18 protein-coding genes and 2 pseudogenes are annotated in these 24372 nt (G+C 67.7%); 12 read left to right on the top strand and 8 right to left on the bottom strand.

The features are described 5' to 3' along the window. Nucleotides 1–15: 15 nt before the first annotated feature. The 3 genes from DK26_RS03180 to DK26_RS03165 all read right to left on the bottom strand — a co-directional run bounded on the left by DK26_RS03180 (nt 16) and on the right by DK26_RS03165 (nt 4854). Nucleotides 16–900, bottom strand: coding sequence for a 4-(cytidine 5'-diphospho)-2-C-methyl-D-erythritol kinase (locus DK26_RS03180; RefSeq protein ID WP_066468202.1), 885 nt, complete (start codon nt 898–900; stop codon nt 16–18). Between the two features lie 3 nt (nt 901–903). Then, on the bottom strand, nt 904–2676 hold the full coding sequence (locus tag DK26_RS03175) for a tetratricopeptide repeat protein (protein ID WP_248309852.1): 1773 nt from the start codon (nt 2674–2676) through the stop codon (nt 904–906). A gap of 498 nt (nt 2677–3174) precedes the next feature. Further along, nucleotides 3175–4854 carry an electron transfer flavoprotein-ubiquinone oxidoreductase gene (locus DK26_RS03165; protein WP_066468196.1) on the bottom strand — a complete coding sequence of 560 codons (1680 nt, stop codon included), beginning with the start codon at nt 4852–4854 and terminating at the stop codon, nt 3175–3177. A 324-nt stretch (nt 4855–5178) separates the two neighbouring features. Here DK26_RS03165 and DK26_RS03160 point away from each other — a divergent pair, with 324 nt between their 5' ends. The 4 genes from DK26_RS03160 to DK26_RS03145 all read left to right on the top strand — a co-directional run bounded on the left by DK26_RS03160 (nt 5179) and on the right by DK26_RS03145 (nt 9553). Beyond that, nucleotides 5179–5967: a uracil-DNA glycosylase gene (locus tag DK26_RS03160; protein WP_066468194.1), complete on the top strand. Its 789-nt coding sequence runs from the start codon at nt 5179–5181 to the stop codon at nt 5965–5967. Nucleotides 5968–6109: 142 nt separating this feature from the next. Continuing rightward, nucleotides 6110–7540: a cytochrome ubiquinol oxidase subunit I gene (locus DK26_RS03155; RefSeq protein ID WP_066468192.1), complete on the top strand. Its 1431-nt coding sequence runs from the start codon at nt 6110–6112 to the stop codon at nt 7538–7540. An 11-nt stretch (nt 7541–7551) separates the two neighbouring features. Continuing rightward, a complete protein-coding gene (cydB, locus tag DK26_RS03150) occupies nt 7552–8556 on the top strand; it encodes a cytochrome d ubiquinol oxidase subunit II (RefSeq protein WP_066468190.1) in 1005 nt (334 codons plus the stop codon). A gap of 106 nt (nt 8557–8662) precedes the next feature. After that, a complete protein-coding gene (locus DK26_RS03145; protein ID WP_066468188.1) occupies nt 8663–9553 on the top strand; it encodes a neutral zinc metallopeptidase in 891 nt (296 codons plus the stop codon). A 20-nt stretch (nt 9554–9573) separates the two neighbouring features. On the opposite strand, the gene DK26_RS03140 is transcribed toward DK26_RS03145, so the two are convergent. Beyond that, nucleotides 9574–10059 (bottom strand): hypothetical protein, encoded by a 486-nt coding sequence (locus DK26_RS03140; RefSeq protein ID WP_066468186.1) that lies wholly within the window; start codon nt 10057–10059, stop codon nt 9574–9576. Between the two features lie 229 nt (nt 10060–10288). On the opposite strand from DK26_RS03140, the pseudogene DK26_RS03135 reads away from it, so the two are divergent. The 3 genes and pseudogenes from DK26_RS03135 to DK26_RS03125 all read left to right on the top strand — a co-directional run. Beyond that, nucleotides 10289–11365 (top strand): annotated as a pseudogene (locus DK26_RS03135) (PA0069 family radical SAM protein); the annotation flags it as partial. 82 nt (nt 11366–11447) lie between these two features. Next, a complete protein-coding gene (locus DK26_RS03130; protein ID WP_066468185.1) occupies nt 11448–12065 on the top strand; it encodes a ribonuclease HII in 618 nt (205 codons plus the stop codon). 399 nt (nt 12066–12464) lie between these two features. Then, nucleotides 12465–13583: a site-specific DNA-methyltransferase gene (locus DK26_RS03125; protein ID WP_066468184.1), complete on the top strand. Its 1119-nt coding sequence runs from the start codon at nt 12465–12467 to the stop codon at nt 13581–13583. Nucleotides 13584–13592: 9 nt separating this feature from the next. Here the strand turns inward: DK26_RS03125 and DK26_RS03120 are convergent, their stop codons facing one another. Both DK26_RS03120 and mutY read right to left on the bottom strand, forming a co-directional pair. Next, on the bottom strand, nt 13593–13826 hold the full coding sequence (locus DK26_RS03120) for a GDCCVxC domain-containing (seleno)protein (RefSeq protein ID WP_066468763.1): 234 nt from the start codon (nt 13824–13826) through the stop codon (nt 13593–13595). After that, nucleotides 13827–15035, bottom strand: a pseudogene (gene mutY, locus DK26_RS03115) (A/G-specific adenine glycosylase); the annotation flags it as partial. It abuts the gene before it with no gap. 208 nt (nt 15036–15243) lie between these two features. Here mutY and DK26_RS03110 point away from each other — a divergent pair. Then, nucleotides 15244–16044, top strand: coding sequence for a class I SAM-dependent methyltransferase (locus DK26_RS03110; RefSeq protein ID WP_066468760.1), 801 nt, complete (start codon nt 15244–15246; stop codon nt 16042–16044). Nucleotides 16045–16303: 259 nt separating this feature from the next. Continuing rightward, on the top strand, nt 16304–17206 hold the full coding sequence (locus DK26_RS03105) for a transporter (RefSeq protein WP_248309851.1): 903 nt from the start codon (nt 16304–16306) through the stop codon (nt 17204–17206). A gap of 110 nt (nt 17207–17316) precedes the next feature. Here the strand turns inward: DK26_RS03105 and DK26_RS03100 are convergent, their stop codons facing one another. Together DK26_RS03100 and DK26_RS03095 are read right to left on the bottom strand one after the other, a co-directional pair. Then, nucleotides 17317–18417, bottom strand: a complete 1101-nt coding sequence (locus DK26_RS03100; protein ID WP_066468177.1) for a choloylglycine hydrolase family protein — start codon at nt 18415–18417, stop codon at nt 17317–17319. Nucleotides 18418–18664: 247 nt separating this feature from the next. Next, nucleotides 18665–19462, bottom strand: coding sequence for a class I SAM-dependent methyltransferase (locus DK26_RS03095; RefSeq protein ID WP_066468169.1), 798 nt, complete (start codon nt 19460–19462; stop codon nt 18665–18667). 85 nt (nt 19463–19547) lie between these two features. Here DK26_RS03095 and DK26_RS03090 point away from each other — a divergent pair, with 85 nt between their 5' ends. The 3 genes from DK26_RS03090 (at nt 19548) to DK26_RS03080 (ending at nt 24237) form a co-directional block, all read left to right on the top strand. Then, entirely contained in the window at nt 19548–20048 is a 501-nt protein-coding gene (locus tag DK26_RS03090; RefSeq protein WP_157089486.1) for a DciA family protein, read from the top strand. A gap of 88 nt (nt 20049–20136) precedes the next feature. Continuing rightward, entirely contained in the window at nt 20137–20754 is a 618-nt protein-coding gene (locus DK26_RS03085) for a DsbA family protein (RefSeq protein WP_066468165.1), read from the top strand. 27 nt (nt 20755–20781) lie between these two features. Continuing rightward, nucleotides 20782–24237, top strand: a complete 3456-nt coding sequence (locus DK26_RS03080; protein WP_066468162.1) for an AAA family ATPase — start codon at nt 20782–20784, stop codon at nt 24235–24237. Nucleotides 24238–24372: the final 135 nt, after the last annotated feature.

The raw sequence follows: 24372 nt of genomic DNA, 5'->3' as shown, positions 1-24372 counted from the left end.
CGAAGGACGACCGTCTCACCCCAGCACAGTCGGCTTGATCCACCAGCCCGGCTGTCGGCGCGCGAGCATCCTGGCCGCGGCCGCACTTGCCCGGCAATCGTCGAAAAGGGCAAAGCAGGTCGCGCCCGAGCCCGACATCCGCGCCAGACGGCACCCCGGCAGCTCGGCGAGCAGTTCCAGGACATCAGCGATGACTGGCGCGGCGTCACGAGCCGGCGCTTCGAGGTCGTTTCTCGTGCCTGCAAGCGCTTCCACTACAGAGAGAACGGAGGCATGGCGCTGCCAGCACGTGTCCGTCGCCGAAGCCGGCTGGGTCGCCGCCTCCCCCGGCTGCAGGCCGAGATTGCGGAAGACCGCGGCGGTCTCGACCGCAACGCCCGGATTGACCAGCAGCGCGAAGAGGCGCGGCAGGCGCAGCGGCGGCCCGAGCCGCTCGCCAATGCCCTGCATGATACGAGCCCGCGCCGCAAGGCAGACCGGTACGTCGGCGCCGACGCGCGCCGCGGCAGCATAGAGCGCTGGAGCATTCGCCGGCAGGTCGTTCAACCGCGCGAGCAGGCGCAGCGCCGCCGCGGCATCGGCCGAGCCGCCGCCGATGCCGGAAGCGACCGGCAGACGCTTGGTCAGCAGGAACCTGCCGGACCGTAGCCCGGGCACCTGATCGCGCAGGGCCGCTTCCGCCTTCAGCACCAGATTATCCGGGGCCCCCGAAAGCCCGGCAGCGAAGGGGCCAGAGATCGCGACACCGCTCTCCGCACCCGGCAGCAGCGTCAGCGCGTCACCGACACCGGCGAAGGCGACGAGGCTGTCGAGCTCGTGGTAGCCGTCGGCACGCCGGCCGAGGATGCGCAGGCTGAGGTTGACCTTGGCCGGGGCGCGGGTGGTGAGACGAGCCTGCAAGGCTCAGCCGCCATCCTTCTTCGGCTCGGCGGCGTTCGCCGAGGGCGGTGCCTCGTCGAGCCCCTTCTCGATCTTGCGCAGGATCTTGACCAGATCCTCCGGCTCGGGACTGAGATCGCGGGCATGGTTCCACTGGAACTTCGCCTCGAGCTGGCGGCCCGTGCGCCAGTAGACATCGCCGAGATGGTCGTTGATCACCGGATCGGACGGGCGCAGCTCCATCGCCCGCTCCAGCTCGACGACGGCCTCGTCATAGCGGCCGAGCCGGTAATGCGCCCAGCCGAGCGAATCGATGATGTAGCCATCGCGCGGCCTGAGTTCGACGGCGCGGCGCAGCATACCGAGCGCCTCGTCGAGTTTCAGGTTCCGGTCGACCAGCGAATAGCCGAGATAGTTGAGCACGAGGGCACGCTCGCGGCCGAGCGCCTCCGGCATCAGCTCCAGCGCCTTGCGCAGGTCCGTCTCCGCCTCGGCCCAGCGCTTGGTGCGCTCATAGGCGATGCCGCGCGAGTAGAAGAGATCCCAGTTCGAACGTCCGGGCGAGGCGAGCTTCGCGATCGCCTTGTTGTAGGCTTCGGCCGCCTCCTCGAAACGCTTGCGCGAGCGATAGATGTTGCCGAGTGCCGAGAGCGCCTCGATATCGTCGGGACGCGCCGCGATCAGCATCTCCATCTGCTTCACGGCCTCGTCGGTCTTGCCGAGCGCCTCGAGACCGAGCCCGACCTGGATGTCAGCGACAGGGCGCAGCGCCGAAGTCTCGGGCATGCGACGATAGACGTCGACCGCGTCCTCGGTCTGCTTCGCACGCTCGAGGATGTCGCCCAGCGTCAGTACGGCGAGATCGTGGCCGGGATCGAGATAGACGGCGAGCCTGAGATAAAGCAGCGCGGTGGCCTCGTCGCCCTGGAGAATACCGGCGCTGGCAAGGCCATAGAGCACCTCGGCCGCGCCCTGCTGGGCGTTACCGACGATGCGGGACAGAGGGTCTTTGGCGGAGACCTTGGCGATCGCGTCGCGCACCACCGGATGGTTCGGGCGGACGCGCTGCTCGAACTCGTTGAGCGTCGCCAGCGCCGCGTCGCGGTCGCCGGCGCGCGCCTGGTGGCGAGCCCAGAGGTCGACCAGACGCAGATTGGTCTTCTCGGCGTCGTAGGCGGCCTTCAGCCGGCGGGTCGAATCGGCCTTGCGGCCGGCAATGTCGAGGATCAGGCCGGCGTGATAGTCGCGGAACCGGTCGAAGGTCGGTTCGCCGCGCAGCCGCTCCAGAGTTTCGAGCGCGCGCTTGGTGTCGCCCGAACCGGAATAGGCCCAGGCCGCCAGCAGCGTTGCCGTGATGTCCGCCGAGCGGCCGCGACCGCCGCGCTGGAGATGGTTGCGGGCGGAGGCGTAGGATTTCTGCTTCAGTGCCCGCACACCGAGCGCAAGCTGCGCCAGCCCATTCGAGGCATCGCGCTGCACCAGCTTCTCGGCGGCGCGGAACGTGTCGCCCATCGCGCCGTCGGCAAGGAAGGCGACGAAGCCACGCTCCAGCAATTCGCTGTTCTGCGGGTCATCCTTGATCGCCTCGCGCAGATAAACCGAGGCGGCTCCGAGATCGCGCCCCGAACCTGCGACCACGGCCGCGAGATAATTGCCCTCAAGGCTCTCTGCCGGCTCGAACTTCTCGATCGGGCGCGCTTCCGCGCGCGCCGAGATCGATGCGCCAGTCTGCAGAAAAGCCAGGAAAGCCAGCGCCAACACGGCGCCACGGCCGCGGCCGTCGCTCTGAAACGTCACGTTCGCCATTCTCCCTCGGTCCGCCCCTCGCCCGCCGCCGGGAGCCTGTCCGTGGACTGGACCGTGACCTGATCGGTTAAGCGCGCAACATGGCTGTTTCCGGGCGACCCGACAAGCCTGCCGCTGCATTGCAGAAGATGCGTCACGCTGTCGTGAAACGCCCGGTGCGAAGCGCTGTCGGTATTCCCGATAGATTTCGTGAAGAAGTCGGGCGTAGCCTCCAAACCGTCGCGGCCTTTCGCGACGATTCGTTTGGGATAGTTCAAATGAAGAAGGTCTCGCTTGCGCTTGCGGCCGTCCTCGCTCTCGCCAGCTTCGCTGGTGGCTGCGCGACGCCAGCCCCCGAAAAACCTGCTCCGGTCATCCGCAAGGGCTGATTCGCGGCGCCACCGTCGCTTCAAGGCCGCGCCGGTCCAGCCGGCGCGGCTTTTCTTATGTCGGGCGCAAACGCAAGGTTCTGCCCGGCGCAAACATCAGCCGCGCCGGAAATTGCGGTCCTTACATGTTGGAATAGTTCGGACCGCCCGCGCCTTCCGGCACCGTCCAGGTGATGTTCTGGGCGGGGTCCTTGATGTCGCAGGTCTTGCAGTGCACGCAGTTCTGCGCGTTGATCACGAAGCGCGGCTCCGTCTTCTTGTCGGGATCGGCGTAGACGACCTCGTAGACGCCGGCCGGGCAGTAGAGCCGCGCTGGCTCGCCATAGAGCGGCAGGTTCTGCAGCACCGGCACGTTCGGATCGGTCAGCTTCAGATGCGCCGGCTGATCCTCCTCGTGATTCGTCGCCGAGAGGAAGACCGAGGAGAGCTTGTCGAAGGAGATCTTGCCGTCCGGCTTCGGGTAGACGATCGGCGTGACGTCCCCGATCGGCTGCAGCGTGGCGAAATCAGGCTTGCCGTGCTTCATCGTGCCGAAAGGCGACCAGCCGAAGAGCTGGTTCAGCCACATGTCGACGGCACCGAAGGCCACGCCGCCGAGCGTGCCGAGCTTCGACCAGAGCGGCTTGACGTTGCGCACCGGCTTGAGGTCGCGACCGATCTCGGAGGCGCGCCAGCTGTCCTCGATGCCGTCGACCACGTCATGGGAGCGGCCCGCCGCCAGGGCCGGAACGAGATGCTCGGCCGCCAGCATGCCGGAGAGAATGGCGTTATGGCTGCCCTTGATGCGCGGCACGTTGACGAAGCCCGCCGAGCAGCCGATCAGCGCCCCGCCCGGGAAGGTCAGCTTCGGCACCGACTGCCAGCCGCCCTCGGTGATGGCGCGCGAGCCATAGGAGAGGCGCTTGGCGCCCTCGAAGACGTCGCGGATCATCGGATGGGTCTTGAAGCGCTGGAACTCGTCGAAGGGCGAGAGCGTCGGGTTCGTATAGTTGAGATGGACGACGAAGCCGACCGAAACCAGGTTGTCGTCGAAATGGTACAGGAAGGAGCCGCCGCCAGTCGACATGTCGAGCGGCCAGCCGAAGGAGTGCTGCACCAGGCCCTTCCTGAACTTCTCCGGCTTGACCTGCCAGATCTCCTTGAGGCCGATGCCGTATTTCTGCGGCTCGCGGCCCTCGTCGAGCGCGAAGCGCTTGATCGCGATCTTGGAGAGCGAGCCGCGGGCGCCTTCGCCCAGCAGCGTATAGCGGCCGCGCAGCTCCATGCCGCGGGTAAAGCGGTCCGAGACGCTGCCGTCCTTGGCGATACCCATGTCGCCGGTGGCGATGCCGGCGACCGAGCCATCCTCGTTATAGAGCAATTCGGCAGCGGCGAAGCCGGGATAGATCTCGACGCCGAGCGCTTCCGCGCGGGTCGCGAGATAGCGTGCGACCAGACCGAGCGAGCCGACGAAGTTGCCGTGATTGTTCATCAGCTTCGGCATGGCGAAGTTCGGCAGGCGGGCGCCGCCGGCCGGGCCGAGGAAGTAGAACACGTCCTCGCTGACCTGCGTATGCAGCGGGCGGGCCTCGTCCTCGCGCCAGTCGGGCAGGAGCTTGTCGAGGCCGATCGGATCGATCACCGCGCCGGAGAGGATATGGGCGCCGACCTCGGAGCCCTTCTCGACCACGACGACCGAGATGTTCTCGTCGAGCTGCTTCAGGCGGATCGCGGCGGCGAGTCCTGCGGGGCCGGCTCCGACGATGACGACGTCGTAGTCCATGCTCTCGCGCGGGGTGCTCTGTGCTTCCTCGAGTGTCATCCTGCCCTCCGCCAACGGCCCGCTCTGCCTCGATCCGCAGATTAGTTTATATATGAACTATCTGACGCGTCCGCTCAATACGGACCTTTATCGAGATTGGAACCCTTCTATCCGGGCGCATGCGTCAATTTGCAACTGCGAAAGCGGCAAATCCCGAATGCTGCGGCGCGTCCCAAAAGTCGCACCTCGGCAGATCGTCAGCCCCTGCCCGCCCGGCGGACAACGGCAGTTAGCCCTAGTCTGGATGCGGAGTGAGGCGACCATCGGATGGATTGAGGCAGACGGGTCGCCTGCGCCGCTGTTTCCGTGCTAGCTGACCCGATCATGTCGTCAGTCGAGCCACATCCCGCCGAGCTTATCGCCTGGTATGCCGAGATGGGCGTGACCGAGGCGCTCGACGAAACACCGCACGACCATTTCGCGGCGCCCCGTCCAGCCGCGCCGCCGCGCCCGGTGCTCGTGCCCGGGTCGGACCCGATACGCCGCGCCGCTCCCGGCGAGCTCGCCCCCCCGGACGAAGCGGCGGTCTCGGCCCGTGCTCTTGCGCGCGAGGCGACGACGCTCGACGAGCTCAAGGCCGCTATGGCGGGCTTCGAAGGCTGCGCGCTCAAGGCGACGGCCAAGAACCTCGTCTTCGCCGATGGAAACCCGGCCGCGCGGGTGATGCTGGTCGGCGAGGCGCCGGGGGCCGACGAGGACCGTGCCGGACTGCCCTTCGTCGGCCGCTCCGGGCAATTGCTGGACCGGATGTTGGCCGCGATCGGGCTGACGCGGGCCGAACATGTCTACATCGCCAATCTCCTGCCCTGGCGGCCGCCGGGCAACCGCACGCCGACGCCGCAGGAAGTGGCGATTTGCCAGCCCTTCATCGAACGCCAGATCGAACTCGTCGACCCCGATATCCTGGTCTGCGTCGGCCGGCCCTCGTCGATGGCGCTGCTCGACGTGAAGAGCATCATGGCCGCGCGCGGGCGCTGGCTCGAATACAACGGCCGGCGGACCATCCCCGCCCTGCCAATCCTGCACCCGGCCTATCTCTTGCGCAGCCCGCTCGACAAGCGCCTGGCCTGGCGCGACCTGCGCACGCTGAAGACGGCGATCGACGCGCTCTAAGCGGGAGCGGCATCACGCCGCTGCGTCATCGTCGGGCGCTGCCCTAGCCCCTCTCCTTGATTAATCAGCCTACAGAGTAGAACCTGTGGCCCGCAGGGTCTAACGGCCGTGATGCAGCTGGCCGGAATACCGGAGCGACGCGATGGAAATCGACGCCTTACTGCTGTCCCGCATTCAATTCGCCTTCACCATCTCCTTCCACATCGTCTTCCCCGCCTTCACCATCGGCCTGTCCGCCTATATCGCGACGCTGCTCGGCCTCTGGTTGAAGACGGGCGATGCCAAATTTCACCTGCTGGCGCGCTTCTGGACCAAGATCTTCGCGGTCTCCTTCGCCATGGGCGTGGTCTCCGGCATCGTGCTCTCCTATCAATTCGGCACGAACTGGAGCCGGTTCTCGGCCGTCACCGGCAATGTGCTGGGACCGCTGATCGGCTACGAAGTGCTGAGTGCCTTCTTCCTGGAGGCCTCCTTCCTCGGCGTCTTGCTCTTCGGCTGGAAGCGGGTGCCACCCTGGCTGCACTTCCTCTCGGCGGTGATCGTCGCCGGCGGCACGGCGCTGTCGGGCTTCTGGATTCTCTCTGCAAACAGCTGGATGCAGTATCCGGTCGGCCATGAGGTCCGCGACGGCATCGTCTACCCTGTAGACTGGATGAAGATCGTCTTCAGCCCGACCTTCCCGCTGCGTTACGCCCACATGATGACGGCGGCGTACCTCACCACCGCCTTCGTGGTGCTGGCGACCGGCGCGCGCCACCTCCTCGCCGGCCACCGCACCGAGTCGGCCAAGACCATGGTGCGGATGGCGATCCTGATGATCGCGCTGACCGCGCCGCTGCAGGCGCTGATCGGTGACTTCCACGGCAAGCAGACCGCTATCTACCAGCCGGCCAAGCTCGCGGCGATCGAGGCACATTGGGATTCGTCGAAGCCAGGCGCCCTCGTGCTCTTCGCCTGGCCCGACGAGAAAGCGGAGATGAACCGCTTCGAGATCTCGATCCCGGGCGTCGCCAGCCTGCTCACCCATGGCAGCATGGATGCGCTGTTCCCGAGCCTGAAAGACTTCAAGGTCGAGGACAGGCCACCGGTGCTGATCCCCTTCTTCGGCTTCCGGCTGATGGTCGGGCTCGGCGTCTGCATGATCCTGTTCGGCTGGGTCGGTGCCTGGCTCTGGTCGCGCGGCCGGATTTTCGAATCGCGGCGCTGGCTCTGGATCGCCCAGTACACCTGGCCCGCCGGCTTCGTCGCCATTCTCGCCGGCTGGTTCGTCACCGAGATCGGGCGCCAGCCCTGGGTCGCAACCGGCATCCTGCGCACCAAGGACGCGGTCTCGCCGGTGACCACGGCCGAGGTCGCGATCTCGCTGGCGCTGTTCGTCTTCGTCTATTGCGTGGTGTTCACGGCCGGCATCCTCCTGATCAACCGTCTGATCGCCAAGGGGCCGGACGAGATCAGTCATGAGGACCCGCCCGAGCAGCCCTCGAAGCGGACCTTGAAAGCCGCCCAGGCGCCGGCCTCCGAACTCTTCGGCGACGGCAAGCCCGGCGACGACAAGATCCAGCCGGCGCTCTGAGGAGAATCCAGATGGAATGGTATCTCCCCGTAATCTGGGCCGGACTGATCGGCACTGCCGTCATGCTCTATGTCGTGCTCGACGGCTTCGACCTCGGCATCGCGATCCTGTTCCCGACGACCGGAGACGAGGGCGAGCGCGACCAGATGATGAACTCGGTCGCTCCGTTCTGGGACGGCAACGAGACCTGGCTGGTGCTGGGTGGCGCCGGCCTCTGGGTTGCCTTCCCGCTGGCCTATGCGGTGATCATGCCGGCGCTCTATCTGCCGGTGACGCTGATGCTGCTGTCGCTGATCTTCCGCGGCGTCGCCTTCGAATTCCGCTGGGTCGCGAAGCCGAAGCACCGGATCTGGGACCTCGCCTTCTGGCTCGGCTCGACGCTCGCGGCCTTTTCGCAGGGCGTCATCCTCGGTGGGCTGATCCAGGGCATCAAGGTCGTCGACCGGCAGTTCGCCGGCGGCCCGTTCGACTGGCTGACACCTTTCACGCTGATGTGCGGGGCGGGGGTCGTGGTCGGCTATGCCCTGCTCGGCGCGACCTGGCTGGTCTTCAAGACCGAAGGGCCGGTCGCCGAGCGGGCGCGCCGTCAGGCCAAGGTGCTGTTGCTCGGCCTGCTCGCCTTTGCGGCGTTGGTCTCGCTGTGGACGCCCTTCGCCCATCCGCGGATCGCCGAGCGCTGGTTCACGCCCTCGAACCTCATGCTGCTCTGGCCGTTCCCGGTGCTCACCGCGTTCTGTGGCTACATGGTCTGGAAGCGACTGCACGGGAACCACGAGTTCACGCCCTTCGCCTTCACGATCGCGATCTTCGTGCTCTGTTTTCTCGGGCTTGCGATCTCAAACTATCCCTATCTCGTGCCGCCGGGGCTGACGATCTGGGATACGGCGGCAGCGCCGAGCTCGCACATCTTCGTGCTGATCGGCGTCAGCTTCCTCTTGCCGATGATCCTGTTCTACACCGCCTTCGTCTACTGGACCTTCCGCGGCAAGGTGAAGGCCGATAGCGGCTACCACTGAGCATAGCCGACGGGATCGGATTGGAGCCGGCGGCCGGCGCGGAATGAAGGCTTGAGTTCCGGCGCCGCCTCGCGGAAATTGGCAGCGCTGCAGCAAGGGCGTCGCGATGCGTTGGGAAGATTACCGCCAGTCCGAAAACCTCGAGGACAGGCGCGGCGGCGGCGGTGAGTTCGCCGGCCTCCCCGGCGGCCGCGGCGGCATCGGCATCGGCACCATGGTCGTGCTCGGGCTGGTCGGCTGGGCTCTCGGCATCGACCCGCGCATCCTGATCGGCGGCGCCGAGATGATCGGCGGCATTGGCGGGCGCAGTGCTCCGACGCAGGAGCAGCGCAAATCCGCCGGCCCGCCGAAGGACGATATGGGCCGCTTCATCTCGGCGGTGCTGGCGCAGAACGAGGACATCTGGTCGAAGGTTCTGCCGCAGCAGGCCAACCGGAAATACCAGCCGCCACGCCTCGTCGTCTTCGACGGCGTGACGCGCTCGGGCTGCGGCACCGCCCAGTCGGCGATGGGGCCGTTCTATTGCCCGAACGACCAGCGGGTCTATCTCGACACCTCCTTCTTCCAGGAGATGCAGCGCAAGCTCGGCGGCGGCGGCGACTTCGCCTACGCCTATGTGATCGGCCACGAGGTCGGTCACCACATCCAGAACCTGCTCGGCATCCTGCCCAAGGTGAACCAGATGCGCGAGCGGCTGTCCGAGCGCGAATCGAACCAGCTCTCGGTGCGTGTCGAATTGCAGGCAGACTGCTTCGCCGGCGTCTGGGCCTACAACATCAAGGCGATGGACCGTATCGAGCCCGGCGATGTCGAGGAGGCGATGCGCACAGCCGCCGCGATCGGCGACGACAAGCTGCAGCAGCAGGCCGGACGAGGCGCCGTGGTGCCGGATTCCTTCACCCATGGTTCGTCGGCACAGCGCATGCGCTGGTTCAATGCCGGCTTCAACTCGGGCTCGATGCAGGCCTGCAACACCTTCCAGACCGACCGGCTCTGACGAGCCGGTGCTGGCAGGTCCTACGCCTGCGCCCGCTCGCGGCGTACGGCGAGCCGGCGCGGCGAGGCCGGCAGGCGGCCGGAAAGCAGCTGCTTCTTCGGCGCGATCAACCCGGCCCTGACGCCGCGCGAGCGCAGCGAGACCGCACCCCATTCGCGTAGCGCGGCGATGCCGCGCAAGGGCATCAGCGCCGGCGTGGTCGCGGCCGTCATCAGATGCCGCTCGACGCCCTCGGCCCAATGCGGCTCCGGCAGATCGCCGGCTTCGAGCAGCAGCACCCAGTCGCCGCGCGCACGCTCGACGCCCGCGGCCCAGCTAGCGCCGTTGTGCGCCGCGACATAGCTCGCCCCGGTCACATCGGCGAGCCGCTCGGTCTCGGTATCGTCGCCAGCGCCTATCACGACGGCGTGGCCGATCGTGCCGCCCGCCACCGCGGGAATCAGAACCGACAAGGTCGCGGCGAGAGCTTCGGAACGGCCATTGGCGCGAATGACAGCTGTGAGCATGAGCCCAAGCCTATGACGCACCGCAACATGTCGCAATCCTGTCACTTGCCATATGTTCTCTTTTTGTTCACATTCATTCGTCGTGAAGCCGGCGATTCCGGCGAGGAGCCACCCGATGCGCCAAGCTCGACCTTCCGCACGGCCGCCGGCGACGCAGGCGCTGAAGCGCCGCGATGCCGAGCCGGCCTCGATCTCCGCCCGGATCGCACCGGTCGATCCGCTGGCCCATGCCGGCCACCGCATCGACCCGGAGCGGCGGCGCGGACGCGGCGCGACGATCAATCCCGGCGGGCGCTTCGAGGCCGAGCAGCGCTTCGACGAGGATGATGGCTGGGGCTCGCTCGGCGAATTGCCGCCCTTCAAGACCGAGGTCTCGATCGAGAAGCCGCGGACGATCATTACGCGCAATGACTCCCCGGATATCTCCTTCGACCGCTCGATCAATCCCTATCGCGGCTGCGAGCATGGCTGCGTCTACTGCTTCGCGAGGCCGAGCCATGCCTATCTCGGGCTCTCGCCCGGCCTCGACTTCGAGACCAAGCTGACGGCCAAGCCAGATGCGGCAGCGCTGCTCGAGAAGGAGCTCTCCTCGCCCAGCTACCAGCCGCGCACCATCGCGATCGGCACCAATACCGATGCCTACCAGCCGATCGAGAAGAAGCTGCGGATCATGCGCGGCATCCTGGAGGTGCTGGCGAAGTTCAACCACCCCGTCGGGATCGTCACCAAATCGGCGCTGGTGCAGCGAGACATCGATATCCTCGCGCCGATGGCCGAGAAGGGCCTGGTCAAGGTCGCGCTCTCGGTGACGACGCTCGACGCCAAGCTGTCGCGCGGCATGGAGCCCCGTGCCGCCTCTCCCGCCAAGCGCATCGAAACGATCCGCAAACTCTCGGAAGCCGGCATCCCGGTCACCGTGCTGGTCGCACCGATCATCCCGGCGGTGAACGAACACGAGATCGAGCGCATTCTCGACGCTGCCAAGGCGGCCGGCGCGCGCGAGGCCGGCTATGTGCTGCTGCGCCTGCCGCTCGAAGTGAAGGATCTGGTGCAGGACTGGCTCGTCACCCACCACCCCGACAAGATGCGCCATGTCGTCTCGCTGATCCGCTCGACGCGCGGAGGCAAGGACTATGATGCGGCCTGGGGCCAGCGGCAGGTCGGCTCCGGCCCCTATGCCTGGATGATCGGCCGGCGCTTCGAGATGGCGGCCGAGCGGCTCGGCTTCAACACGGCGCGGCTGCGGCTGCGCAGCGACCTCTTCGTCAAGCCGGAGAAGGAGAAGGCACAGCTCAGCCTGTTCTGAGCCCGCTTGCCGATACGGGCACTGTGGACGCCGGCAGTGCCGGGGCAGATTTCGTCGCCCCGATCTGGCATAGCCTGCCGCCATGTTCGCGGATTTCAGCCATGAGGCGCGCGCCATCGCGCAGGGATGCCAGCTCGTCGCCGGCGTCGACGAGGTCGGGCGCGGCCCGCTCGCCGGCCCGGTCGTGGCGGCAGCGGTCATTCTCGATCCCGGCGCGATCCCGGAGGGGCTCGCCGATTCAAAGCTCTTGAGCGCGGCCCGCCGCGATGCGCTGTTTGACATCATCCTCCAGCAGGGGCTCGGCATCGGTATCGGCAGCGCCTCGGCGCTGGAAATCGACCGGCTGAACATCCGGCAGGCGACGCTCCTGGCGATGCGGCGGGCGGTTGCGGCCCTGCCGCTTTCGCCCGGCCTCGTCTTCGTCGACGGCAACGACCCGCCCACCCTACCCTGCCCTTGCGAGGCGATCATCGGCGGCGACGCGCTGATCTCCTCGATCGCCGCCGCCTCGATCATCGCCAAGGTGACGCGCGACCGCATGATGGCGCGGCTCGGGCGGCATTACCCGGCCTATGGCTTTGCCGGCCATGCCGGCTACGGCACTGCCAAGCATCGCAGCGCCCTCAAGGAGCACGGCCCCTGCCCGGCGCATCGCTATTCCTTCGCACCGGTGAAGGGCGTCTGGACGCGGCCGGACTGAAGGCTTTCAGGCCACGCTCGGCCTACCCGGAACGGAGCGCGGTGAGGGCTCGGAACGCCCTCGAAGGCGGGCTGCCGGAAAGCCTCCTCCGGCGAGCGGCGACCCGCATGTCAAGCCCCAGCAGGGCGCTGTCCGCCGCGCCCCGGGGCGCTTACCCTTCCTTAACTTCCGTTACCGATTCATCAACACATTCAAAGGGCTAGGCAAAATCTGCAGCCCCAGAATGGGACGCATTTTTTTCAAGTCGGAAACCCGGTCTTTACCCTGACCGGCCCAAGATCATGACCGTTGAAGTTGCGTAACGGTCTGGGCGTCATGAGTATCTCGCGTACCGGGACCGCCAGTGCCGCCGTCCGGATTCAAGTCTCGCGTACCGGACGGCCCGCACTGGGGGCCCGGATGAAGGCCAAGAGCCTTCCATCCACAACGGGCCATTTCCCGGCACTACCCCTCGATCAGGTCATCGTCGGCGACTGCGTCGCGGCGATCGACTCGCTGCCTCCGGCCAGCGTCGACATGGTCTTTGCCGATCCGCCCTATAATCTCCAGCTCGGTGGCGATCTGCGCCGGCCCGACGACAGCCTCGTCGACGCCGTCGACGACGACTGGGACAAGTTCGCGTCCTTCGCCGAATATGACGCGTTCACGCGGGCATGGCTCACCGCCTGCCGCCGGGTGCTCAAGCCCGATGGCGCGCTCTGGGTGATCGGCTCCTATCACAACATCTTCCGCGTCGGCTCGATCCTGCAGGATCTCGGCTTCTGGATGCTGAACGACATTGTCTGGCGCAAGGCCAACCCGATGCCGAATTTCCGCGGCCGGCGCTTCACCAATGCGCATGAGACGCTGATTTGGGCGGCGCGTGGCGAAGCTTCGAAATACACCTTCCATTACGAAGCGCTGAAGGGCGGCAATGACGACCTTCAGATGCGCTCGGACTGGTATCTGCCGCTCTGCACCGGCGATGAGCGTCTGAAGGATGCGAGCGGCGCCAAGGTGCACCCGACCCAGAAACCCGAGGCGCTGCTGGCCCGGGTGATGCTGTCGGCCAGCAATCCCGGCGATGTCGTGCTCGACCCGTTCTTCGGCACCGGCACGACCGGGGCCGTCGCCAAGGCGCTCGGCCGGCGCTTCATCGGCATCGAGCGCGAGCAGTCCTATGCCAGGGCGGCGCGTGCCCGCATCGACGCGGTCGAGCCGCTGCCGCCGGCAGCCTTCGCCACGGCGCCGTCCAAGCGCAGCGAGCCGCGGGTGCCCTTCCTCAGCCTGGTCGAAGCCGGGCTGGTCAAGCCGGGCGAGCGGGTGTTCGACGTGAAGCGTCGCCACGAGGCGCTGATCCGCGCCGATGGCACGCTGCTGCTCGACCCGGTAGTTGGCTCGATCCACAAGGTCGGCGCGCTGGCGCAGGGCCTGCCGGCCTGCAATGGCTGGACCTTCTGGCATGTCGAACGCGAGGGCGCGCCGGTGCTGCTCGACTCGCTGCGCGGCGAGATCCGGGCGCAGCTCTCCGCAGCCTGACGGACTCCCCTAGCATCCGGCGCAGCAGCCAGCCGCGCCGGATGGCCGCCCATCAAGCTGGATCGGCGGACAGAGCACCGAGCCGTAAGAGCAGAACACGCAGCAATCGCCCGGCTTCGGCCGCAGCACCGCGCCGCAGCCCTCGCATTCGTAGAAGAACTGGCAGGCATCCTCCGGCATCGTCTCGATCTTCCGGTGGTTGCAGGCCGGGCAGACGATCTCGCTGCGAAGCTCAAGGCGCATGATCGGCTTGTCGGCTTCGGTCACCATGGTCTCCAGCATTTCGCCCGGCCGCGCCGGATAGCGCGCCCTGCCCTGCGGCAGCGATGCCGCCGCCGGAAGTAGAGCATGTGGTGACGGCACAGGCCACCGGCGGCTGCGCCATCAATGTCGCTGCAACCCTTCCAGCCCCGCCTCGAGCGCCTTGAGGAAGACGCTCGGAAAGGCTTCTTCCTTCAGCCTCGCGAAGGGGGTGAAGCGCATGCCCGCTGGCGCCTGCGCCTCCAATGGCAGCGCGGCGACGAAGATCGTCAATTCCAGCGGGAAATGCGTGAAGACGTGACGTACCGGCGCGATCAGCCGGCGCCACCCCGCCGGCAACGGCGCATCGCGCAGCGCCTCTCCCAGCGGATAGTCGGCCCGCCACTCGCCGCCGGGCACCTCGACCATGCCGCCGAGCAACCCCTTGGCCGGGCGGGTGCGCACCAGCACGGCGCCATCCTCGCGCTGCGCGACGAAGGCAGCGCCATAGCGGGTCTTGCCGGTCTTCTTCGCCGCCTTGCGCGGATAGGTCTCCTGCGTGCCGGCGATGCGTGCCCGGCAGGGCGCGCGCCAAGGACAGAGCCCGCAGGCCGGCGAGCGCGGCGTGCAGATCGTCGCGCCGAGATCCATCAAGGCTTGCGCGAAATCGCCGGGGCGATCCGGCATCAGCGCCAGCACGCGCTCGCGGACCAGCGGCTTGGCGCCGGGCATCTCCTCCTCGATCGCGAAGAGCCGCGTCATCACCCGCTCGACATTGCCGTCGACGGCCGCCGCCGGCCGGTCGAAGGCGATCGCGGCCACCGCGCCGGCCGTGTAGGCGCCGATGCCCGGCAGCTCCCGCAGGCTCTCCTCGGTGTCGGGGAAACGGCCGCCATGGTGCTCCGCGACAGCCTTGGCGCAGGCATGGAGATTGCGGGCGCGGGAATAATAGCCGAGCCCGGCCCAGGCTTGCATCACGCTTTCCGAAGGGGCGTCGGCAAGCGCCTCTACGGTCGGAAAGCGCGCCATGAAGCGCTCGAAATAGGGCTTCACCGCCGTGATGGTGGTCTGCTGCAGCATGATCTCGGAGGCCCAGACCCGGTAGGGATCGGCCTGTTCGCCCGGCAGGGCGCGCCAGGGCAGGACGCGGCGATGCCGGTCATACCAGGCGAGGAGATCGGCGGCCCTGGGTTGGGGAGCGGTGGCGTCCATGGCACCGGTTTAACGCGCCGCGGGCCGGCTGCAAGTGCGCGCACCGCTAGGGCTCAGCCGGAATTGCCAGTGGCGGCGCATTGCGCCGGCGCCCGGTCTGGTGAAATCTCCCGCTCCGGTTCCGAAGGGCGCGCCGACGCCCGCTCGTGGCGTCATGCAGCGGCACGGAACCGGCAGCGGGGCTTCCGGGCGAGCAGGGAGCAGCATGATGTCGTCGAGCTTCAATGTCCGCAGCGCCGCCGGCTATGACCGCCTCATGGGCCGCTGGAGTCGCTTGCTTGCCGAGCCTTTCATCCGCTTCGCCGGCCTCGAGGATGGCGAGCGGGTCATCGATGTCGGCTGCGGCACCGGCAGCCTCACCTTTACGCTGCCGCAGGCAGCCGAGATCGGCGAGATCGCGGCGATCGATTTCTCTCCGATCTTCGTCGAGGAGGCGCAGCGGCGCAACACCGACCCGCGCATCGCGATCAGGCAAGGCGATGCCACCGCCATTCCCTTCGAGGATGGGCGCTTCGACCGGGCGCTCTCGCTGCTGGTGCTGCATTTCGTGCCCGAGGCCGACAAGGCGGTGGCCGAGATGCGCCGCATCGTGCGGCCCGGCGGCGTCGTCGCCGCGGCGGTCTGGGACCATCTCGGCGGTATGGCCGTCATGCGCATGCTCTGGGATACGGCGGCAGCGATCGACGAAGGCGCAGGCGAGGCGCGCAGCGAGTACTGCTTCCGGCCGATGACCGGGCCGGGCGAGATGCGCCGGAGCTTCCTCGCCCAGGGCCTGCGCGACGTCACCGAAAGCTCGCTGACGATCCGGATGGATTACGAGAATTTCGCTGATTACTGGGAGCCGATTTCGGCCGGTGAGGGACCGATCGGCAAGTACGTCGCCGGGCTCGACGAGCCACGCCAGACCAAGCTTAGAGAGGCCGTCAGGGCCGCCTATGAAGCCGGAAAGCCGGACGGCCCTCGCTCGTTCGCATCCGTCGCCTGGGCCTGCCGCGGCGTCGTGCCCTGAGGCTGGTGAGAATGCGAAGTTCGCCGGCTCTGCACGCTTTGCAGGAAGCAGCGTCCTGCGCGTGGGGCGCGCTGGTTTCGCCAAGTGTCAGCCACTAGCGTCGCAGCAACGATTCGCCGAGGGAACGGCGACGTCGCGGCGAGGGGCAGTGACTATGATTCGGCTAAAAGGAACCCGGCGGAGAGCGCCCGGGTTGTGGGCAGCGCGGGCTCTTGCCGCGTTCGGCATTGCCGCTTGCGGCGTATTGAGCCCCGGAGCGGTGCAGGCAGCAGAGAACGGCACCGGCTTCTACCTGCTCGGCGGCCGCGGGCCGATGGCGGGGTTTCTTCCGCCGCCCGGCTTCTATTTCGAGAGCGACACCTACTCCTACGACGCGAAGCTCGATGCCCGGAAATCGCTTCCGGCGGGCGGCAGGGTCGTCGCGAATGTGCGAAGCCAGGCTCGCGCCGACTTCCTCAACGGGACATGGGTGACGCCCTGGGAGGTTTTCGGCGGCAATTTCGCGGTAGGCGCCGTCCTGCCGGTCGGCCGCGTCGCGGTCTCGGCCGGCGTCGAGCTCGACTCGCCACGCACGAACACCATCATCGGGCGCTCGCTCCGCGACAAGGCGACCATCGTCGGCGATCCCGTCCTGTCCGCCACCTTGGGCTGGCATTCGGGCAAATTCCATTGGAGCACGACCGCCTTGGTCAATGTCCCGGTCGGCGATTATCGCGACGGGCAGCTCGCCAACCTCGCCTTCCACCGCTGGGCGAGCGATCTCTCCGGCGCGCTGACCTGGTTCGACCCCGAAACGGGCATCGACCTTTCGACCGCAGTCGGCGTGACCTTCAACGGTATCAACCGCGCGACCGATTACCGGACAGGGACCGAATTCCATGTCGAATGGGCGGCCTCGAAGGCCCTGACCAGCGCTCTCTCGGCGGGGCTGATCGGCTATCACTACCAGCAGGTCACGGGCGACAGCGGCGCCGGCGCGCAGCTCGGTCCATATAAGGGCCGAACCACCGCCCTGGGCGGAACGGTCGCCTACAATTTCCAGGTCGGCAAGACGCCGATCTCCACCCGCATCAAGGTGCTGCGCGAATTCAGCGTCGAGAACCGCGCGCTCGGAACCGTGGGACTGCTCACGGTCTCGCTTCCCCTGTCGGCAACGCCATGACCGATTGACCAACGGCCGCGCTAATCTTGCCAGCGCGGCCGCTCAGAACGTCGGTTTCGCTTTGGCCCCGTCGGCCGGTGCCGCCGCCGCGCCCGAGCCGATGCGGCCCGCTACGGCTTGGCGAATTCCAGCGGCGGCGGTGTCAGATTGACCTTGAACGGCGCGACGCGCAGCCCCTTGGCATCGAGATCGAAGCTGGCGAGATCGACCATCCGCAGCACCTGATCCCTGTAGCCCTTGATGTAGTACTTCTTGGCCCGCAGATCGGCGACCGAGGTCCACTGCGTATATTCGAGCTCGCCGCCCTTCGCGGCCGAATCGATGAAGCCGATCGGGATGTCGAAATTGTTCATGATGTGCTCGACGAGGCGCACGGTCTGCGGGCCGTCGGGCTGCTGCTTGGCCGAGGCGGCATAGCCGAGGGCGCGAATGAAACGCGAAGGCGGCGTCGGATCGCCGGGGATGCCGAGCAGGCCCGAGCCCTGGCCGAACGGCGCGAAGGTCTGTCCACCGAGCTTCAGCGGATCGGCCGCGACCGGCGACATCTTCACGTAGTTGCGGATGTTGTTGAGATGCCAGTCGAAGGGCGGGGAATTGGTCAGGACACCGGTCGGGTTGTCATAGACCTTCAGCTTCCCGTCGATCGGCTCGATGACGATCGAGGCACCTGTCGCATCATGGATCGGGAAATGGAAAGGCAGGGTGAAGTTCACCATCGGCGCCGGCAGATCGACGATCACTGCCTTGTCGAGTGCGGCCTTCACCTCGGCGACGGTCGCGAAATTCGACAGGACCCAGCTCAGGAACTCCCAGGGGGCGAGCGCGGTATTCGGGTCGGCCTTGGCCGGCGGCGTGTAGCTGGCAAAATCGGGGAAATATAGCGCGCCGCCGGCCAGCCCCTTTTCGTTCATGCCATCCGACACGAAGGGCTGACCGAAGCTCATGACACCGACGAAAGCGTAGCGCGAGGTCCATTTGGCGCCCGGCCCATTGTTCGGGCGCGTGCCGACGAACTGGTGGTTGCGCGGCACGACGACGACGTCGGACTGGGTTTCGAGGGCGTATTCCAGCGTGCGGCCATAGACCGGCGTCCCATCCGCCGCCATCAGCAGAATATTGGTGCAGGCCTGAGCCGGCATGACGCCGGCCGCCCAGCCCGCCAAGACCACCGCGGTAGCCCGCTTGGCGAGGCCTCGAACCCATAGGCGCATACGATGTTTCTCCGTGTTTGATGCACGGCCATTTCCTAACGGCAACATCTGCAACAACCGTGAATGGCACGCCGCGGGGATCTGAAAGATGCGGCGAAAAGCGAAGCCTCGGTAAATTACCCTTTAATGGCTCGCGCCCAGGTCCTAAGCCACTCACCCGACGCGCTCCCGGTCGCCGCCGGAGGGTCGCTTAAACGGCCCGGTTGCTAACCGAGCGTTTGGATAGGGAGGCGCTACGAGCGCCCCTTCAAGCCAGCTTGCGGCTGAGGAAGAGCCCGGTCTGCTTTTCGGCATCGAGCACGCCGCCGCCCCGCCAAAACGCCTCGGCGATCGCATGGCGAAGACTGGCGAGCTTGGCCTCGCCGGCGATGTCGCCCGGTGGATAGGAGGTCAGCGCCAGAAACACATCCTCCGGATCAGTGATCCGCAGTCGCGCCGGGTGCTGCGCCATCGTTACATCGCCGAACCGCGCCGACATCAGCCGCTCAGCGGTGTCGTATCCGAAGGCGAGCGCCGAAGGGTCGGCAGGGGCCGAGCCGAGCGTCGTCGCAAGCTGATAGAAGTCGCGCATGTTGCCGATGCCGTTGGTGGTCACGGCGAGATGGCCGTCCGGCTTCAGCACACGATGCATCTCGGCGATCCCACGAGCCGGATCCGGCAGATGATAGAGCATGTGCATGGCGACGACCGTGTCGAAGCTGCCGTCTGCGAAAGGCAAGGCGATGGCGTCCGCCTGCTCGGCACGCAGGACTGCGAAGGGGCCGGCCCGGCAGCGCTCCTGCGCCTCCGCGACTATGCCCGGCGAGAAATCCACAAGCGTGAGATCCAGCCCTCGCGGCAGACTTTCGGCAACGGCAGCCCAGAACCAGCCGGGCCCGCAGCCGATATCGAGCACACGCTGGCCGGTCGCAAGCGGCAGGCGTTCGCCCACCCAGGGGAACCAAGCCTGCTCGGCGACCATGTACTGCGTATGCAGGCGCGCCCGCGCAGCCAGCTTGCGGCTATCGCCGTACTGGCTGGCATTATCCTGCGCCGACACCGGCATTCCGACCTGCTCCTTGCCCGAGGGCTACCCGGCTTGAGGACACTTGCCGGAGCTTGCCATGCCGGCGGCTGCTCGCGCAAAATAGGTGATGGCCGCAAAACCCCTCGCCGAACTGATCGATGACTGCCTTGCCCCGGCGCTGGCGGCGCAGGGCTTTGCCGGGCGCTCTGTCGTGACCTTCTGGCCGGAGATCGTCGGCGAGCGCCTGGCCGAGCGGACGCGGCCGCTCAAGATCGACTGGCCGCGCAGGCGCAACGCGCCAGGCGAAACGGCCGACCCGGCGACGCTGGTGGTGCGCGTCGAGGGGGCCTTCGCGCTGGAGATGCAGCAGCTCGGGCCGATCGTGCTGGAGCGGGTCAACACGCATCTCGGCTGGCGCGCCGTCGGCAAGCTCGTGCTGAAGCAGGGGCCAGTCGCCCCGCCGCCCCGCCCCAAACCTCCGGCGCCGCCGGACGCAGCCACCCTCGCCCGGATCGCGGCGCAGGTGGCAGGGGTCGAGGATGACGGCCTGCGCGAGGCGCTGGCGCGGCTGGGACAGGGAATCGCACAGCGCCGCCGGGACGCCCGCGACGACACGGCTTCGTGAGCGAAGCAACCGCAGCGTGAACCGGTCTTGCCACAATCCTCGTGGCCATTATGGTCCGCACCCTGTCATTGCCATCAAGGAATTACCCATGACCAGCCGCCGCCAAGTGATGCTCGGCACCGCCGCCTTGGCACTTTCTCCCCTCCTGGCCGGCCACGCTGCGCAGGCTCAGGACGTCGGTGTCGCAAGCCCTCTCGGCGATGTCTGGCTTGGCAAGCCCGACGCCAAGGTCTCGATCATCGAATACGCCTCGCTGACCTGCGGCCATTGCGCCACCTTCCACCGCGACACCTGGCCGGCGCTGAAGGCCAAGTACATCGACACCGGCAAGGTGCGCTTCCTGCTGCGCGAATTCCCGCTCGATCCGCTGGCCACCGCCGGCTTCATGCTGGCGCGCTGCAACGGCAACGACAAATACTACCCGATGACCGACCTGCTGTTCGCGCAGCAGCGCAACTGGGCCTTCACCGAGAAGCCGGTCGATGCGCTGTCGACCATGGTGAAGCAGGCCGGTTTCACACAGGAATCCTTCGAGGCCTGCCTGAAGCGGCAGGACATCTACGAAGCCGTCAATCAGGTTAAGGAGGGCGGCGCCAAGGCCGGCGTCGACTCAACCCCGACTTTCTTCATCAACGGGCAGAAGCGTTCCGGTGCACTCAGCATCGCCGAATTCGAGAAGATCATCGAGCCGCTGCTGGGCAGCTGATTTCCCGGCCAAGCCTGAGGCGCGCCAATGCATCTGACGCGCCTCAAGCTCGCCGGCTTCAAGACCTTCGTCGAGCCGACAGAGTTCCTGATCGAGCCGGGCCTGACCGGCGTCGTCGGGCCCAATGGCTGCGGCAAGTCCAATCTCGTCGAAGCCCTGCGCTGGGTGATGGGCGAAAGCTCGTTCAAGAACATGCGCGGCTCGGGCATGGACGACGTGATCTTCGCCGGCTCCTCAGAGCGGCCGGCGCGGAACATGGCCGAGGTCGCGCTCACCCTCGACAACAGCGACCGCAAGGCGCCAGCCGCCTTCAACGATGCCGAAGTGTTGGAAGTGACGCGCCGGATCGAGCGCGAGGAAGGCTCGACCTATCGCGTCAACGGCAAGGAGGTCCGGGCCCGCGACGTCCAGCTGCTCTTCGCCGACGCCGCAACCGGCGCGCGCTCGCCGGCCTTGGTCCGCCAGGGCCAGATCAGCGAGATCATCGCCGCCAAGCCGCAATCGCGCCGGCGCATCCTGGAGGACGCCGCCGGCATCGCGGGGCTGCACAGCCGCCGCCACGAGGCCGAGCTGCGCCTGCGTGGCGCCGAGGACAATCTCACCCGGCTGGAGGACGTGCTCGCCGCGATCGACGGCCAGGTCGACGCCCTGCAGAGGCAGGCGCGGCAGGCCTCGCGCTATCGCAGCCTCGCCGCCGACATCCGCCGTGCCGAGGCGGTGCTGGCGCTGATCGCCCATAGCGAGGCGCGCGAGCAGGATGCGCTCGCCGAACGCGCGCTCCAGGGGGCGGTGCGCGAAGTCGCCGAGCGCACCAGTGTCCAGGCCGAAGCCTCGCGCCTTCAGGCGATCGCCGCCCACGCCCTGCCGCAACTGCGCGAGAACGAGGCCGCGGCGGCCGCCGCCCTCGTCCGGTTGAAGCGGGGGCTCGACGAGCTCGAAGCCGAGAACCGCCGCGCCAAGCAGCGCAGCGAGGAGCTCGGCAGGCGCCTGACCGAATTGCAGGCAGATCTCGGCCGCCAGGAGAATCTCGGCAAGGACGCCACGCAGTCGCTGGCGCGCTTGACCGAAGAGGACGAAGCCCTGCGCCAAGAGACGGAGGCAGCCGCAACTGCCGGTCCATCGGCAGAGTCCGGGCTGACTGCTGCAGAGATGCGGCTGGGCGCAGCCGAAGCCGAACATGCCGCGGTCCAGCAGCGCCTGTCGGAACTGACGGCGCGGCGCGGCGCGCTCGAGCGCGCAATCCGCGAAGCCCGGGAGCGTGAGGCCCGCCATGCCGCCGAACGCGACCGGCTGCTGCGCGACCAGGCGGCGCTCGATGAGGACGGTACGGCGGCGACTCTGGACGGGCTGCGCCGCGAGGTCGCCACCGGCGAGACGGCGATGCGGGCTGCCGATCGCGCCGCCGCCGCGGCGCGCGCAACATTGGCAGCGGCGCGCGACGAGGAAGCGCGGCTGCGCACGCCTTTGGCTGACGCGGACCGTGCGGCGCAAAGGCTCGAGACCGAGACACGAACGCTCCAGAAGCTGCTCGCACCGGCGAGCGGCGGCAGATGGCCGGCGATCCTCGACGTGGTCACCGTGGCCAAGGGTTACGAGGCAGCCCTTGCCGCCGCTCTGGGCGACGACCTCGACGCCTCGGCCGACCCTGCGGCGCCGGCGCATTGGGACGATACCGGCGCCGGCGATTCCGACCCCGCCTTGCCCGACGGGGTGGAAAGCCTGAGCCGGCATGTTCGCGGCCCCGCCGCCCTGCTGCGCCGGCTGCGCCAGATCGGCCTCGCCACCGCGAGCGACGGAGCCCGCCTGCGCGCTCTGCTGCTGCCGGGTCAACGTCTGGTCTCGCGCCAAGGCGATGTCTGGCGCTGGGACGGGCTGACAAGCGCAGCGGAGGCCCCTTCGCCCGCAGCCCGCCGGCTCAGCGAGAAGAACCGGCTCGGCGACCTCGAAATCGAGGTGCAACGTGCCCGCGAAGCCGTCGAGCAGGCCCGCGCCGGGCTCGACGCCGCGACGGAACAGGCCCGCAGCGCCGGCCAAGCGGAGACGAAGGCGCTCGAATCGGTGCGCGAAGCCCGGCGCCGACTCGACCAGACGCGCGAGCGCGCCGCGGCGGCCGAGCGCAAGGCGAGCGAAACGGCTTCGCGCCGCTCGGCCTTGACCGAAGCCATAGGCCGGCTCGGCCAGAACATCGGTGATGTCGGCGCCCAGGCCGAAGCTGCGGCCAAGGACCTTGCCGCGCTGGCCCCGGCAGTTGAGCTGGAGAATGCCTTGCTGACGGCCCGGGCCGAGCTCGCCGAACGCCGCACCGCCGCGTCGGAAGCGCGCGCATTGGTGCAGACCCGGGCGCGCGAGGCGGAGCTGCGCGCCCGCCGACGCGAGACGATCGCACAGGATATCCGCGCCTGGCGCGAGCGGGCCGGTGCCAGCGCACAGACCGCCGCCGAGACCCGACGCCGAATCGCGGCGGCAACAGCCGAGCGCCAGACCCTGCTCGACGCTCCCGACACCTTCCTGGTCGAGCGCCGGCGCCTCCTCGCCGAGATCGAATCGGCGGAACAGGCGCGCAAGGCCGAAGCCGACAAGCTCGCAGCAGGCGAATCGGCGCTCGCCGAAGCTGACAGGCAGGCACGTGCAGCGCTCGAAGGTCTTGCAGGCGCCCGCGAAGGCCGGGCCAGCGCCGAAGCCCGGCTGGAAGCGGCCAGACAGCGCCTCGCCGACATCTCCCGCCAGATCGTCGAAGGGCTCGACACCGATATTCCCGGCCTGCGCGCTCTTGCGGGAATCGCGCCCGGTGGCGCCCTGCCCGAGGCGGAGGGCGTCGAGCGCCGGCTATCGGGTCTCAAGGCCGAGCGCGAGCGCCTCGGCGCCGTCAATCTGCGGGCCGAGGACGAGCTTTCGGAGGTCCAGGGCAAGCGTTCCGGCCTGGCGAGCGAACGCGACGACCTGACCGAAGCGATCAGGCGCCTGCGGCAGGCGATCGGCGCGCTCAACCGCGAAGGCAGGGAGCGGCTTCTTGCCGCATTCGAGGTCGTCAACGGCCATTTCCAGCATCTTTTCGGCGTGTTGTTCGGCGGCGGCATGGCCGAACTCTCGCTGGTCGATTCGGAAGACCCGCTCGAGGCCGGACTCGAGATCATCGCCCGGCCGCCCGGCAAAAAGCCGCAGGTCATGACCCTGCTCTCAGGCGGCGAGCAGGCGCTGACCGCGACCGCGCTGATCTTCGCGGTGTTCCTGACCAATCCCTCGCCGATCTGCGTACTCGACGAGGTCGACGCGCCGCTCGACGACGCTAATGTCGAGCGTTACTGCGACCTGCTCGACGAGATGGCGCGCAACACCGCGACGCGCTTCATCCTGATCACCCACAACCCGATAACCATGGCGCGGATGGACCGTTTGTTCGGCGTCACAATGGCCGAGCGCGGGGTCAGCCAGATGGTCTCGGTCGACCTCGATACCGCCGAGCGCATCCGCGAGGCCGTCTGAATTCGGGCAGAATCCGTGCCACAATGCAGCAAAAATGCCGCACCCCGGCAAAATATATAATTACTTCAATTAGTTGAATGCCAAAGCCCCGCCTTGACAGCGGTATGGGGGGCCAATAAAGGAGGCCGTGCTGAC

The sequence above is a fragment of the Allobosea sp. WAO genome, assembly GCF_001509835.1.
Lineage (GTDB): Bacteria > Pseudomonadota > Alphaproteobacteria > Rhizobiales > Beijerinckiaceae > Allobosea.
Note: the sequence above shows the minus strand (reverse complement) of the source record. Positions and strands in the feature narration are given on the sequence as shown.

Coding starts and splice junctions, on each gene's coding strand:
- DK26_RS03120 (WP_066468763.1), bottom strand. CDS start 13,826: ATGCGCCTTGAGCTTCGCAGCGAGATCGTCTGCCCGGCCTGCAACCAC.
- DK26_RS03125 (WP_066468184.1), top strand. CDS start 12,465: ATGAAGGCCAAGAGCCTTCCATCCACAACGGGCCATTTCCCGGCACTA.
- DK26_RS03145 (WP_066468188.1), top strand. CDS start 8,663: ATGCGTTGGGAAGATTACCGCCAGTCCGAAAACCTCGAGGACAGGCGC.
- DK26_RS03100 (WP_066468177.1), bottom strand. CDS start 18,417: ATGCGCCTATGGGTTCGAGGCCTCGCCAAGCGGGCTACCGCGGTGGTC.
- DK26_RS03155 (WP_066468192.1), top strand. CDS start 6,110: ATGGAAATCGACGCCTTACTGCTGTCCCGCATTCAATTCGCCTTCACC.
- DK26_RS03140 (WP_066468186.1), bottom strand. CDS start 10,059: ATGCTCACAGCTGTCATTCGCGCCAATGGCCGTTCCGAAGCTCTCGCC.
- DK26_RS03095 (WP_066468169.1), bottom strand. CDS start 19,462: ATGCCGGTGTCGGCGCAGGATAATGCCAGCCAGTACGGCGATAGCCGC.
- DK26_RS03165 (WP_066468196.1), bottom strand. CDS start 4,854: ATGACACTCGAGGAAGCACAGAGCACCCCGCGCGAGAGCATGGACTAC.
- DK26_RS03085 (WP_066468165.1), top strand. CDS start 20,137: ATGACCAGCCGCCGCCAAGTGATGCTCGGCACCGCCGCCTTGGCACTT.
- cydB (WP_066468190.1), top strand. CDS start 7,552: ATGGAATGGTATCTCCCCGTAATCTGGGCCGGACTGATCGGCACTGCC.
- DK26_RS03110 (WP_066468760.1), top strand. CDS start 15,244: ATGTCGTCGAGCTTCAATGTCCGCAGCGCCGCCGGCTATGACCGCCTC.
- DK26_RS03080 (WP_066468162.1), top strand. CDS start 20,782: ATGCATCTGACGCGCCTCAAGCTCGCCGGCTTCAAGACCTTCGTCGAG.
- DK26_RS03160 (WP_066468194.1), top strand. CDS start 5,179: ATGTCGTCAGTCGAGCCACATCCCGCCGAGCTTATCGCCTGGTATGCC.
- DK26_RS03130 (WP_066468185.1), top strand. CDS start 11,448: ATGTTCGCGGATTTCAGCCATGAGGCGCGCGCCATCGCGCAGGGATGC.